The sequence below is a fragment of the Muribaculum sp. An289 genome (genome assembly GCF_002159555.1).
In the GTDB taxonomy this organism is placed as follows: domain Bacteria; phylum Bacteroidota; class Bacteroidia; order Bacteroidales; family UBA932; genus Merdivivens; species Merdivivens faecigallinarum.
This window is the reverse complement of record NZ_NFIV01000001.1, coordinates 134,061-148,159: the sequence shown is the minus strand read 5'-3', so window position 1 is coordinate 148,159 and position 14,099 is coordinate 134,061. Positions and strand designations below refer to the sequence as shown.

10 protein-coding genes are annotated in these 14,099 nt (G+C 51.0%); 6 read left to right on the top strand and 4 right to left on the bottom strand.

What is annotated here, in order from left to right:
* Positions 1 to 24: 24 nt before the first annotated feature.
* Positions 25 to 1,875, bottom strand: coding sequence for a DNA topoisomerase IV subunit B (locus B5F83_RS00750; RefSeq protein WP_204207291.1), 1,851 nt, complete (start codon positions 1,873 to 1,875; stop codon positions 25 to 27).
* 197 nt (positions 1,876 to 2,072) lie between these two features.
* Between B5F83_RS00750 and B5F83_RS00745 the strand changes: the two genes are divergently transcribed.
* From B5F83_RS00745 to B5F83_RS00735, 3 genes are read left to right on the top strand one after another with little or no spacing between them, the layout of a single operon-like run.
* Positions 2,073 to 3,266 (top strand): DUF4493 domain-containing protein, encoded by a 1,194-nt coding sequence (locus tag B5F83_RS00745; RefSeq protein WP_087275766.1) that lies wholly within the window; start codon positions 2,073 to 2,075, stop codon positions 3,264 to 3,266.
* Positions 3,267 to 3,280: 14 nt separating this feature from the next.
* Positions 3,281 to 4,063, top strand: a complete 783-nt coding sequence (locus B5F83_RS00740; protein WP_087275763.1) for a hypothetical protein — start codon at positions 3,281 to 3,283, stop codon at positions 4,061 to 4,063.
* 2 nt (positions 4,064 to 4,065) lie between these two features.
* Positions 4,066 to 5,742, top strand: coding sequence for a PCMD domain-containing protein (locus B5F83_RS00735; protein ID WP_087275760.1), 1,677 nt, complete (start codon positions 4,066 to 4,068; stop codon positions 5,740 to 5,742).
* Between the two features lie 19 nt (positions 5,743 to 5,761).
* Here B5F83_RS00735 and B5F83_RS00730 read toward each other — a convergent pair whose 3' ends face one another.
* From B5F83_RS00730 to B5F83_RS00720, 3 genes are read right to left on the bottom strand one after another with little or no spacing between them, the layout of a single operon-like run.
* Positions 5,762 to 6,799 (bottom strand): putative manganese transporter, encoded by a 1,038-nt coding sequence (locus tag B5F83_RS00730; protein ID WP_087275758.1) that lies wholly within the window; start codon positions 6,797 to 6,799, stop codon positions 5,762 to 5,764.
* Entirely contained in the window at positions 6,796 to 7,908 is a 1,113-nt protein-coding gene (gene meaB, locus B5F83_RS00725; protein WP_087275755.1) for a methylmalonyl Co-A mutase-associated GTPase MeaB, read from the bottom strand. The genes B5F83_RS00730 and meaB overlap by 4 nt, the downstream gene beginning before the upstream one ends.
* On the bottom strand, positions 7,905 to 9,002 hold the full coding sequence (locus B5F83_RS00720; protein WP_143822427.1) for a DUF1573 domain-containing protein: 1,098 nt from the start codon (positions 9,000 to 9,002) through the stop codon (positions 7,905 to 7,907). Before B5F83_RS00720 ends, meaB begins: the two co-directional genes overlap by 4 nt.
* Before the next feature lie 129 nt (positions 9,003 to 9,131).
* Here B5F83_RS00720 and B5F83_RS00715 point away from each other — a divergent pair, with 129 nt between their 5' ends.
* The 3 genes from B5F83_RS00715 to lpdA all read left to right on the top strand — a co-directional run bounded on the left by B5F83_RS00715 (position 9,132) and on the right by lpdA (position 14,099).
* A complete protein-coding gene (locus tag B5F83_RS00715; protein WP_087275749.1) occupies positions 9,132 to 9,302 on the top strand; it encodes a 4Fe-4S binding protein in 171 nt (56 codons plus the stop codon).
* A gap of 118 nt (positions 9,303 to 9,420) precedes the next feature.
* Positions 9,421 to 12,690 (top strand): preprotein translocase subunit SecA, encoded by a 3,270-nt coding sequence (gene secA, locus B5F83_RS00710; protein WP_087275746.1) that lies wholly within the window; start codon positions 9,421 to 9,423, stop codon positions 12,688 to 12,690.
* Between the two features lie 8 nt (positions 12,691 to 12,698).
* Positions 12,699 to 14,099 (top strand): dihydrolipoyl dehydrogenase, encoded by a 1,401-nt coding sequence (gene lpdA / locus B5F83_RS00705; protein ID WP_087275743.1) that lies wholly within the window; start codon positions 12,699 to 12,701, stop codon positions 14,097 to 14,099.

Genomic DNA, 14,099 nt, shown 5'->3' with positions numbered 1-14,099 from the left:
TTACAGAATTTTCTCCACATGGTCTTACATTATGTCTTCCAATTCGACTTCCGAACGTAGATTCCCCTTTATGAACTCCTGGCGCTCCATGGTGTTGTCGCCCATGTAAAACTCCAGGATTTCCTGGATGGAGTCTTCGTCTGTTATCATTACCTTGTCCAGCCTTATGTCTTTTCCTATGAAATGCCTGAACTCATGGTCCGAGATTTCCCCGAGGCCTTTGAACCTCGTTATCTCGACTCCTGCCTTCATTTTTTTCGCCGCTGTGTCCTTTTCTTCAATCGAGTAGCAGTAACACGTCTCTTTCTTGTTTCTTACCCTGAACAGGGGGGTCTGGAGTATGTAGACATGTCCGCGCCGTATCACGTCAGGGAAAAACTTGAGAAAAAACGTGGTTACGAGCATCCTGATGTGCATCCCGTCGTCATCCGCATCGGTGGCGATGATGACATTGTTGTACCTGAGGTTGTCCGAGTCCTCTTCTATGCCAAGGGCGGAAACGAGCAGATTGAATTCCTCGTTTTCGTAAATCACCTTTTTGCTTGCCTTGTAGCAGTTAAGCGGTTTTCCTCTCAGGCTGAAGACCGCCTGCGTATTGGCATCCCGGATTGTCGTTATCGTACCGCTCGCCGAGTCGCCCTCCGTTATGAAGATGGAACTCTGTTCCCCAAGCTCGTTCTTGTCCCCGTAATGGTAACGGCAGTCGTAGAGTTTCTTGTTGTGTACGGCGGCCTTTTTCGCCCTCTCTTTCGCCTTTTTCTGTACGCCGCTCATTTCTTTCCGCTCTTTTTCGGAACTCTGGATTTTCTTGAGCAGTATGTCGGCGGTCTCCCTGTTGATGTGCAGGTAGTTGTCGAGATTCGTCTTTATGAAGTTGTTTACATAGTTCCTGACGGTAGGGCCGTCCTTGTACATCTCCGTAGAACCGAGCTTGATTTTTGTCTGTGACTCGAAATTGGGCTCGTGTATCCTGATGCTTATGGCCCCCACGATGCCCTGCCTGATGTCGGAAGGGTCGAAGTCTTTTTTGTAAAACTCCTTTATAGTCTTGGTTATGGCCTCGCGGAAAGCTGCCAGATGGGTTCCGCCGTCGCGGGTGTTCTGCCCGTTCACGAATGAAGCTATGTTTTCCCCGTAACTGTTGTCGTGGGTCATCACTATCTCGATGTCGTCCCCGACAAGATGAATCGGCTTGTAAAGCGGTTCCTTCTTCTCCTTGACCATCGAATCGTTCACAAGGTCGAGAAGTCCGTTCCTGGATATGAAGTCTTTCCCGTTGAGCTTGATAGTCAGGTTCTTGTTGAGGTAGGAATAATTCCTCGCCATCGTTTCCACGAACTCCTGATTGAAGTTGTACTCGCCGAAAATATCGATGTCCGGCACGAATCTTACAAAAGTCCCGTTTTTTTCATTCGTCGGCCTCGTCGCGGTATCGAGGAGCTTTCCTCCGGAAAATACGGCATATCTCGATTGCCCGTCCCGGAAACTTTCTATGTAGAATTCCGAAGACAAGGCGTTTACGGCCTTTGAACCGACTCCGTTAAGCCCCACGGACTTGGCGTATACGTCGCTGTCGAATTTCGCTCCTGTGTTGAGGGTAGTCACTACTTTTACAAGTGAATTCAGGGGTATTCCGTGCCCGAAATCCCTTACCGAGGCGCTCTTTCCGTCCACTTCCAGGACGATGGTCTTTCCGTGCCCGCTGATGAACTCGTCTATGGCGTTGTCTATTATCTCTTTCAGTAGCACATAAATTCCGTCGTCAGGGCTTTCCCCGTTACCGAGGCGGCCGATGTACATTCCGGCACGCCGGCGGATATGCTCGTTCCAGTCGAGCGTGATTATCTTGTCGTCTGTGTAGTCGTTCGTATTCATCAACGGTAAAATTTCGTGCAAAAATACTAAAAAATTTTCAGTAGTTGAGCAGAGGTGCGGTCGTTTGGACCCGACGGAACCCGGAACGAAATTCCGCTCAGTTGTTTGAAATCCCGAAAAATTATTACCTTTGCTGCTTCGGACTTTATTGCAAAGCCGATTTTATGTTAGGAAAATTGATTTAAACTGTGTTTGAAATGAAGAAATTTATTTATCTGTTTCTGGCCGTGGCGGCTTTTGCGGCTGCTTCATGTCAGGAGAAAATGGTCAGCGGGGCAAAGGGTACATTGGCTTTTACATTGGAATATGACGGCAATGATTATATCGACATTTCCACCAAAGCCGTGGATTTCAATCTGTCATCCATGGCAGTCGTGATAAGGGATGCCGGTGATACGGAAGTCGCTTCTTATCCGGATGCTTCGGCCATGCCTGCCGAAATACAGCTCGCCCCAGGCCAGTATACAGTCAAGGCTTATACTTCAGGCGTGGCTGAAGCCGCTTTCGACTCCCCTTCATTCTCCGGTGAAAAGGAATTCACCATAACGGAAGGCGAAGTTACCACCGTGGAACTGTCCTGCGGGCTTGACAATGTAAAGGTTTCGGTAAATCTCGACAAGTCTTTTACGGATGCAATCAAGGACTACAGCGTGACGGTGACGGCTGTCAATTATGACAAATCGCTGGTTTTCACTTCCCAATATATAGAGGAAGGGAAGGCCGCCTATTTCGCCGTATCGCCATTGAAGGTAAATGTAGTGGGCAAGAGGATTTCCAATGACGAGCCTGTCGACATAGTGACCGATATCGAGGATGTGAACCCTCGCGACCACTTCATACTGAACATATCCGTGAAGGAGGTTCCGTCTACGGAAGGCTCTGGAACCATAAAGATATCGATAGACGAAAGTACCAATGACAGGAATGTGGACATAACGGTGCCGGCAGAGCCGGTGGAGCCTGTGGGAGCTGCTCCTGAAATCACTTTCTCCTGCCCCGATGATGTGACCTTTACCGATGCCGAAGCGCAGTCCGCGGTAGTGGACGTTACCATAAAGGCTGAAAACGGGATAGAGAACCTGTATGTGAAGATTGAATCACAGACCCTTCTCGGCCTTCTCGGCGGGTTGGGACTGGGGGATGTCGTGGCTTCCGGCAACTGGGACATAGCCAACGTTTCCGATCCGGAATTGGCCGAATTCCTCGGCGGACTGGGGCTTTACAATGCGGAAGACCCGATAAAAGGGAAGACAGAACATACTTTTTCCATCGGTCTTTTCATGTCGTTTATGTTTGCTTCCCCTGACCCTTATCCTTTTGCAATAAGGGTGGTGGATTCGAAAGGACAGGAAACATCAAAGACCCTTACAGTTCATAGGGTGGCTGAATAATATTTTTGTTGAAAATGAATTTTTTTAAAACCATTGTCGTTTCTGTGGCGCTCATGGCTTTCTCGACGCCGGCAATGCTTGCCGAAGAGGAGCCGGAGCGTTTCGACAGAGGCCTGGGCAGGAACAAATCTTTCGTTTTCGTGCCCAAAGGGACTGTGATGGCCGGAATGTCCGTGTCTTATGCCAATTATGATTTCGACAACTACAAATTCCTTATTATCGACGGCATGACGGTTTCGGGAAGCAGTTTCGGCATAGCTCCCCACGTTTCCTATTTTGTGAAGAACAACCTTTCCTTAGGGGCGCGTTTCGATTATGATACCTACAGCATAGGCATGGGAGGCGCTTCCATAGACCTTTCCGATGACCTTGCCTTCGATATAGGTGATGGAAACATTATCGACAGAAGCTACCTTGCATCGCTTACTATGAGGAACTATTTCCCGATAAGCGACAGCAAGCGCTTCGGCTTCTTTACGGAAGTCAGGCTTACTGGAGGTTACGGACAGGGAAAGAACTACAAGGTAGTGGACGGGAACAAGTACGGGACTTATCAGGACATGATGCAGTTCGAACTCGGCTTTATCCCGGGAATCGTGTTTTTCGTCACCAATGAGACTGCTTTCGAAATATCCGTCGGTGTCCTCGGCTTCGACTACAAGCGTGTGAGACAATATACCAATCAGGTGTATGAGGGGACTTTTGAAAAGAGCGGGGCGAATTTCAAGATTAACATCCTCAACATAGATTTCGGAATCACATTCTATATACCGACAAATACGGGAAGGGGAAAATAGCCATGGCATGGAAGTCATTTTCTTTTGTTCTGCCGTTCTTTCTGCTGGCGGCCGTTACGGGCTGTCTGAAGAACGACATGTCTTATCCGGATGTGAAGCCGGCTATTACCGCCATCCGCTTTGAAGGCCAGGTGGGAGATGCAGTCATTGACAATGCCACAAGGACGGTGACTGTAGATATTTATGAAACAGTGGACCTTTCTTCGGTAAAACTTCTGGAAATATCTTCCAACTACGATTCCATTATAAGTTTCGGGGCGGGGGTTGTCCAGAATGCCTCGGAAACCTATATGGATTTGCGCAATCCCGTCGTCGTGACTGTCAGCGTGTACGAATCTTTCGAATGGACCATAATCGCCAGGCAGGAGATTGTAAGGTATTTCAAGATACGCAACCAGGTCGGTTCCGAAGATATCAACAATGAAGAAAAAATGGTCGTCGTGAAGGTGGCGGAATCCAATCCTCTCTCCGAAATAGAAGTCCTCGAAGCGAAACTCGGCATGGAGGGCAGCGTGATTGCTCCCGATTTCAGGGAAGTGCATGATTTTACGGACCTCGTCTATTTCGATGTCTCGTATGAGGAAACTTCCGAGAAGTGGGGCGTGCGGGTCCTTCCATGGGAAGTCGGCCTCGGCATTTCATCCGTGAATGCATGGGCTTTCAGTGCCGATGTCACGGGTTCCGTGTCGGGCAATGCGGCGGAAACGGTTTTCGAATATAAAAAGGCTTCGGACGAGTCCTGGACCCGTTTCGAAGGGGATGTCTCGGTGGACGGAATCAATGTTTCGGCTACCATTGCGGGTTTGCAGGACGATACCGATTATGTGGTGAGGATGGTTTCCGGCGAAGAGCACTCAGCGGAATTCGATTTCCATACTGAGGCTGCCGTGCAACTGCCGAACAGTTCATACGACGCCTGGTTCCAAAACAGCAAGGGAGCTTGGTTCCCTCGTGCTTCCGAGGATGCGGAAACATGGTGGGATACGGCCAATATGGGGGCCAATACGCTGGGCCCTGTGAATCCGACGACTCCTGAAGACGATTTTCTTGCGGTTGCCGGCGAAGGAAAACGTGCGGCCCGTCTTGAAACGAAATCGGTTTTGGGAGTGATGGCGGCAGGAAACCTTTACAGCGGGCGTTACAAGGGCACTGAAGGCCTTTCGGCCCTGCTCGAATTCGGCGTGCCTTTCGAGTCTCGTCCTATAGGGCTCAGGGGATACTATTCATACGAGCCTGCCGTTATAAACAAGGTGGATGAACCGTATGAGGACTTGATGGGGCGCACGGACATGTGCCAGATATACATCATGCTCACCGCCTGGGACAAGCCTTTCGATGTCAACAGCACGAAGCGCCAGTACATAGACATGGACGATCCGGACATACTCGCTTTCAGGGAGCTCGTTACGGACAAGAGCACCAATGGCGAGTGGGTGGAGTTCTTCATCCATCTCGATGACGAGGCATGGAGGGACAAGGCCCGCAAAGCCACGCACATAGTGGTAATTTCATGTGCAAGCCGTTATGGCAATTATTTTACCGGCGGTGTGGGAAGTCTGCTTTATGTGGATGAATTCGAGCTCGTGTATGATGAATCCACTGTTCCGCGGGACGGCTCGGTGGTCATCGTTGACAAGGACTATGTGAACAGCAATGCTGACATAGGCGACAGGGAATAAGAATCTGTTTAAAATAAAATCAGGAAAACAGATTCTCGATGCCGAATGCGGCGAATCCGCATACAAGCGCTATCAAGGTGTTCAGGAGCTTCGTTACGACGAAGCTCCTTTTGTTTCCGGCCAGGAGCGGGATTGATGAGTGTCCGTCCTGTGAAATCGAATTGGCGAGCAGCACTGAAAAAGGGATGCTTCCGTTTGCGAAGAGGGTGACGAATATGAGGTTGGGGCCGGATTCGGGGATTATGCCTATCAGCGAGCCAAGCACTATCATGAGCGGGGCGTTTTCGCTTATCCAGCGCCCCATGTCTACGTATTCTATGAGGATGTGGACGAATGCGAGCGCTCCGAGTGTCCACAGGAATATCGGCAGGGCGTGTTTCTTGATGATGTGCATTTCGATGTCGATGGCCTTCCTGCTTCCGAACAGCGAGTAAAATACTAACGAAAGCGCGAAAATGCCGAACAGGACATTCATCCATGTCTCGTTGAGGAGGTTGATCTGTACTCCGTTGCTCCCTTCCGTATGGGAATGCCCGAGGAATCCGCCCGACAGGACGGCTATGAACAGCAGGAACCCGGCTGCAAGCCCGGCCCTTTTCAGACGGTAGCCTTTGCCGTCTTCCCTTGCGCCTTTTCCTTCTTCATGTTCATCCTTGCAGTCGATGTATTCGGTGTCCCGGATGCCGTGCGGCCACATTCTGTCGATTACTGTCCCCGACACTACGGCGATTGCGAACAGTACGGCGGTAAGAAGCAGCGCCTTGCCGGGAAACATTGCGAGCATTACGAACGCTTCGTCCCCCGAAGATGCAATCATCATGGCGGTAAGCGCTCCCATGCTCAGCATTTTCCGGCTGTAGAGCGAAACGGCCGCGAAGCCTCCGATACAGCCCGGAATGCAGCCCAAAAGTCCGGCGAATATTACCTGTTTTACTCCCGAAGAACTGAATTTTCTGAAAAAACGGCCTCCTGTCCTTTCGTTTATGAGTTCAATCATCAGCATCATGCAGATTACGATGCCGGTAATCAGTATGCTGCTGCCAAGTATGCCCGTCATTTCCTCCGGTATCTGTCAAGCAGTTCCCCTGCGGCGCTGAAGGATTCGAGCTCCCCTTTCAGCACGGCTTCTTCATAAAACGGAAGCATTTTCTTTATTTCCCCGTCTTCGTAGAACATTTCCTTCAGGGATTCGTTTATGCTTTCGTACATCCAGAAACGCGCCTGCTCGCGACGCCTTTTCAGATAGTATCCGTTGCCTTTCACGAGGGTGAAATACTCTTTTATCTTTTCGAGGATTTCCTTCAGGCCTTCACGTGTGACGGCCGAGGATGTCAGTGCCGTCGGTTTCCATCCGGATTCGGTAGGAGGGAACAGCGCGAGCGCATTCCTGTACAGTGCCATGGCCATGGTCGCCTTGTCCACGTTGGTCCCGTCCGCCTTGGTTATCGCTATCAGGTCGGACATCTCCATTATACCTCTTTTAATTCCCTGCAATTCGTCTCCTGCCCCGGAAAGCATCAGCAGCAGGAAGAAGTCGCTCATCGAATGGACGGCCGTCTCGGACTGCCCTACGCCGACTGTTTCTATGAATATCACATCGAAGCCGGCTGCTTCGCACAGCAATATGGTTTCCCTTGTCTTCCTTGCGACTCCGCCCAATGAACCGGCGCTCGGGCTCGGCCTGATGAAGGCGTTGGGGTCGTTGCACAGGGTTTCCATCCTTGTCTTGTCCCCGAGGATGCTGCCTTTGGTGCGCTCGCTGCTCGGATCTATCGCCAATACGGCCAGCCTGTGTCCCTGTGAGGTTATGTACCCTCCGAAGGCTTCGATGAACGTACTCTTGCCTACTCCGGGAACCCCGGTTATGCCTATGCGCATGCTTTCGGTTTTGGATGAACGTTTCTGGCAGGCGGCGATTATCTCGTTGGCTATCGCCCTGTGTTCGGCGAGAGAACTTTCCACGAGCGTGATTGCCTGGCTGAGTATGGTCCTGTCCCCCCTGAATATGCCTTCTATGTAGAATTCTGCCGGCTGTACGGTCTTTTTCCTCTTCGGTATCCTGTCCAGATAAGGGTTTACGGCCGGCGGATGTACGACTCCGTCCTGTATCCCGAGGGCGCTGTCGTCGTTATGGTAATCGTCGAAAAAATCTCCTTGCTGTTTCATTTTATGAATCCCTGTATGAAAATGTTTATCATCGGCCTTTTCGGCGCGTTGGTGGTAAGTGTCGCTATTATGAGTACCTCTTCGCCCGGAGTCCTGTCCGAGGTGTCGAAAACGAAGTCGATGTTTCCGCTTTCCCCGGCTCCTATTTCATTTACGGGTGAAAAGGATATGTCGTCGCTGTCCGCTTCTATCTTGTGTATTACGAGCGGGCTCTTCCCGTGGTTCTTGAGGGAGAACGAGCCTTTTACCTCAGTGCCTTTCGCTACTGGGTTGAAGGTATAGCTGCTCGCATTGAACATCGGCAGCGCCGCGTTCCTTATCTCCTCTTCGCTCCAGCCGCTGAAATCCTCCTTTATGAAGCACCGTATCTTCAACGGGTCCTTGCCTGTCTGTGCCTTTCCGTTCACTACCGGTGTGGCTTCATAAACGGTTTTCCCCCATTCTCCCGGGCCGGTCGTAACCGTATATGCCAGTTTTGCCGTGGCGCCTGCCGGTATGGGATTGGGCGAGACCTCTATTTCGAGGCCTGGCGTTATTTCCGTAAAACTTATCCTGGCGGGGGAGGCGGAGGTGTTGGCGACATATATTTCGTCCCCCTTGGATTTTCCCTGGTCTATGTTCCCTACCGAAAATTCATTGCTTCTCAGTCCCAGCGCCCCGTAGCTTTCCGTATAGATTTCATCCAGCTTTTTCTCCTTGTCGATGCATACTCCCCTTACTCGTAATAGTATGGGCCTCGTATAGTTGGACATGTATACGGTTATGGTCTTGTCGAAAGGGTACGGCCCCTCGTCATTGGTATATTCTATGGTAATGTTCCCTTTCCCTCCCGGCATTATGGGCTCTTTCGTCCATTCTGTCGTGGTGCAGCCGCAGCTCGTCACCACGTTGTATACGGCCATCGGCCCTCCGCTTATGTTTTCGAAGGTGAAAACGCACTCCACGGGGCCGCTTCCCAATTTTATCGTACCGAAATCGTGGGTCGTCCTGTCGAACCTTACCGCGTTTCCGAATGTTTCGCCGGACTGTCCGAGGCATGTCCCCGAAAAGAGCGCGAATGCGATGATTGACAATATGTAAAAATATGTTTTCATTCCGTCTTCGGATTTCAAAAATAAAAATTGTCCGACAAATATACGCCATATTTGGCTCCAATTAAAAAAAATATGATATATTTGCGCCCTAATAACAATGACATTTAACAATTTTTAAAGTTTTTTATAATGGCTTACAAAATTTCTGAAAATTGTGCTGCTTGCGGCACATGTATCGATGAATGTCCAGTAGGGGCAATCTCTGCGGGCGATATTTACAAAATCGATCCGGACAAGTGCATCGAATGCGGTGCTTGCTCGGATGTCTGCCCGACCGGCGCCATATCGTTGGCTGAATAATCCGGTAGGAGAGACATAGAAAAAAGAGATGGCTGTTGTCGTTTTGCGATGGCGGCCGTCTTTTTTATGTGCGTATATTTTATTATCTTTGCAGGATTGTTTACAATTTTGATGAAATATGTCTTTTGCTGATATTTTGAAGAAACTGTTCGGCTCCAAGGCCGAGCGTGATTTGAAGGCCGTGAAGCCGATATTGGAAAAGGTGCTGGCGGCCTATGACAGGATAGACAAGCTCTCTGTGGACGAGCTGCGTGAAGCGAGCGGGAAGCTGAGGGAGCGTGTGGCGGCCGCGATAGAGGCGGACGAGAAAAGGATTGCCGAAATCAAGGCCGAGCTGGAAAAGGAACTTCCCATAGCCGAAAAGGAGAAGCTGGCAAGCGAGGCGGATACCCTTGAGAAGAACATCGACGATACAATAGAAGCGGTGCTGAACGAAATCCTTCCGGATGCATTCGCCATAATGAAATCGACGGCAAGAAGATTCGCGCAGAACAGCGAGATACGCGTAAAAGCCACGGACTTCGACAGGAAACTCAGTTCCCAGAAAGATTTCGTGCATATCGAGGGGGACGAGGCCGTGTGGAAAAATTCGTGGACGGCAGGCGGAAATACGATAGTGTGGGACATGGTGCATTATGACGTGCAGCTCATTGGCGGTATCGCCTTGCATCAGGGAAAGATAGCGGAGATGGCGACCGGTGAGGGAAAGACCCTTGTCGCCACGCTTCCGGTTTTCCTGAACGCCCTGGCCGGAAAAGGCGTGCATGTGGTGACCGTCAACGATTACCTCTCGAAACGAGACTCCGAATGGATGGGGCCGCTTTACATGTTCCACGGACTTTCCGTGGATTGCATCGACAAGCACCAGCCGAATTCCGAGGCCCGCAAGGCTGCCTACAATGCGGATATAACGTTCGGTACCAACAATGAGTTCGGTTTCGACTACCTCAGGGACAATATGGCCATTTCCCTTAAGGACCTCGTACAGCGCAAGCATCATTATGCCATAGTCGACGAGGTCGATTCCGTGCTCATCGACGATGCCCGTACTCCGTTGATTATCTCCGGCCCGGTGCCGAAGGGTGACGACCAGCAGTTCATGGAGTACAAGCCATACGTAGAAAAACTTTACAATGCCCAGAGGCAGCTCGCGATAGGTTATCTCAACGAGGCGAAAAAACTCATAGCCGAAGGCAAGAACGACGAAGGTGCGGTTCCGCTTTTGCGTGCCCACAAGGCCCTGCCTAAGATGGGCGCCCTTATCAAATTCCTCAGCGAGCCGGGTATGAAACAGCTGTTGCTCAGTGTGGAAGGCCGTTACATGCAGGACAATAACAGGAACATGCATATTATCACCGACCCTCTTTATTTCGTCATAGATGAAAAGCAGAGGACGGTAGACCTTACCGACAAGGGACATGACCTTCTCAGCGAAAGATTCGAGGACAACAGGTTCTTCGTGCTTCCCGACGTGGGAGAGGAGATAGCGGAACTGGAGAAGGACACCGCACTTTCGGAAATGGAAAAACAGCAGAAGAAGGATGCCATACTTTCCGACTATGCCCTTAAATCCGAGCGTGTCCATACCGTCAACCAGTTGCTGAAAGCGTATGCGATGTTCGAAAAGGATGTCGAATATGTCGTTATGGACAACAAGGTCAAGATAGTGGACGAGCAGACGGGACGTATCCTCGAAGGCCGCCGTTATTCGGACGGACTGCACCAGGCCATAGAGGCGAAGGAGAATGTCAAGGTCGAAGCGGCCACCCAGACCTTCGCCACCATCACCCTCCAGAACTATTTCAGGATGTACCATAAACTTGCCGGTATGACCGGTACGGCGGAGACGGAAGCAGGAGAGTTCTGGTCCATTTACAAGATGGATGTGATGGTCATTCCTACGAACAAGCCTGTAATCAGAATCGATTATGACGATATCGTATACAAGACGAAGAATGAAAAATACAAGGCCGTCATAGACGAAATCGTAAACCTTACAGGAAAAGGCCGTCCTGTCCTTGTCGGTACGGTGTCCGTGGAGGTTTCCGAACTTCTCAGCCGCATGCTCAGGATGCGCGGCATAAACCATCAGGTGCTGAATGCAAAACAGCATGCACGTGAGGCCGAGATTGTCGCCCATGCCGGGGAGGCCGGTACTGTCACCATTGCAACGAACATGGCCGGACGTGGTACCGATATCAAACTTACCGAGGAGGTCCGCAAGGCCGGCGGTCTCGCCATAATCGGTACGGAAAGGCATGACAGCCGGCGTGTGGACAGGCAGCTCCGCGGCCGTGCCGGACGTCAGGGGGACCCGGGATCTTCGGTCTTCTATGTGTCCCTTGAAGACAATCTGATGCGACTTTTCGGAGCGGAGCGTATATCGAGGATAGTGGACAGGCTCGGGTTGAAAGAGGGCGAAGCCCTGAATGCGGGAGCCCTTTCCAACGCGATAGAACGCGCCCAGAAGCGTGTCGAGGAAAACAACTTCGGTATCCGTAAGCGGCTTCTCGAATATGATGACGTGATGAACGCCCAGAGGAAGGCCATTTACGGGCGCCGCCGCAATGCATTGAACGGAGAGAGGATAGAGATTGACCTGTCCAATATGATTCAGGATTTGGCGGACTCCGTCATGGAAAAATACGGCGACTACGAATACGGGGCGTTTTCGTATGAAATAATGAAGCTCCTTTCGATCGAGGTGCCGTTTACCGAGAAGGAGTTTGAAAACTCGAAACGCGATGAACTTTCTGACAAACTCGCGGAAGCGATTACGGCAACTTACGACCGCCGCATGGATACCATGATAACCCAGGCGATGCCGATAATAAAGAATGTATATGAAACGCAGAGTGCCATATACGAAAACATAGCAATTCCTATAAGCGACGGTGTAAAGGCCCTTACCATTGCCGTGAATCTGAAAAAGGCTTATGAAAACGAGGGCCGGGAGATTTCCAGGTCTCTTGCGAAGACGATAATGCTTTACCAGATAGACGAACATTGGAAGCAGCATCTGAGAAACATGGATGACCTGAAGCAGTCCGTCCAGAATGCGACTTACGAGCAGAAGGATCCGCTTCTTATCTATAAAATGGAAAGCTACGGCCTGTTCAAGGAGACTGTCGAAGGCATATCTTCGGATGTCCTTTCTTTCCTGTTGAGGGCTTTCATACCTTTGAGGCAGAACGCCACTGTACGCGAGAGCGAGCAGCGCCGCACCGACATGAGCCGTATGCAGACCGGCAGGTCGGAGCTTTACACCAATGGCGGGGAACCTAAGAGCAAAGCCCCGGTAAGGGTCGAAAAGAGGGTCGGCAGGAATGACCCATGCCCTTGCGGAAGCGGGAAGAAATACAAAAATTGTTGCGGTAAAAATCAATAATAACGATAATGGAAAGATTCGATGTCATAGTAATAGGTGCGGGGCCCGGCGGTTATGTGGCTGCGATACGTTCTGCACAGCTGGGAATGAAATGCGCCGTGATAGAGCGTGAATCGCTTGGCGGTATCTGCCTTAACTGGGGATGCATCCCGACCAAGGCTCTGTTGAAAAGCGCGGAGAGTTATCTTACCGCCATCCACGGGACCGAATACGGTTTCTCGGCGGAAAATGTCGGAGCGGACATACAGGCCATAGTGTCCCGCAGCAGGGGAGTGGCTTCCACCATGTCAAAAGGAATAGAGTACTTGTTCAAGAAAAACGGTGTCACCGTCATAAAGGGCGAGGCCCGTTTGCGTAATGACGGCGGACATGCCGTAGTGGATGTCGCCCTTGCGGAAGGGGGCAGTGCGGAATACGGTGCGGAACACATTATCGTGGCGACCGGCGCCCGTGCGGCTTCACTTCCTTTCGCCCCGATCGATGGAAAGAAGATTCTGGGCTACCGTCATGCCCTGGTGCCTGAAACCCTTCCGTCTTCAATGGCTGTAATAGGCTCGGGAGCCATAGGCAGCGAACTCGCGTTTTTCTATGCATCATTGGGCGTGGATGTTACCATAATAGAGTTCTTGGACAGGATTCTTCCTCTCGAAGATGACGAAGCCTCCGCGCAGCTCAGCCGTTCTTTCAGGAAGCGCGGAATAAAGGTGATGGTGTCATCCGCAGTGAAATCCGTTGACACTTCCGGAGATGGGGTCGTCCTGAAAATCGACACGAAGAAAGGGGAGACGGAGCTCAGGGCCGATGTAGTCCTGTCGGCAGTAGGTGTCGTCCCTAATACTGACAATATCGGCCTCGACAGTCTCGGAATCGAATGCGTAAAGGGCCGTATACCGGTGGACGGGCATTATGAGACTTCTTTCAAGGGTGTTTATGCCATCGGAGATGTCATAGCTACCCCGGCTTTGGCACATGTCGCTTCGGCTGAGGCAATCAACTGTGTCGAAAACATAGCCGGGCTGGCTCCGGCCCCGGTCGATTATGGAATAATACCTTCATGTACCTATACTTGTCCTCAGGTCGCTTCGGTAGGCTTGAACGAACGTACTGCCAAGGCGAAGGAAATCGCTTACAAAGTGGGAAAATTCCCGTTTACGGCTTCCGGCAAGGCTACGGCTTCCGGCGAGAGGGAAGGATTCGTGAAGATACTTGCTGATCCCGAGACCGACAGGGTCCTTGGAGCAAGCATGGTGGGCGAGAATGTCACGGAAATGCTTTCTGTGATTTCGCTTGCCATGAAGATGAATGCCACCTGCAAGGACATCATGTCGGTAATTTTCCCTCATCCTACGATGAGCGAGGCAATCATGGAAGCGGCTTCCGCCGTCCACGGTGAAGCGGTACATATTTAG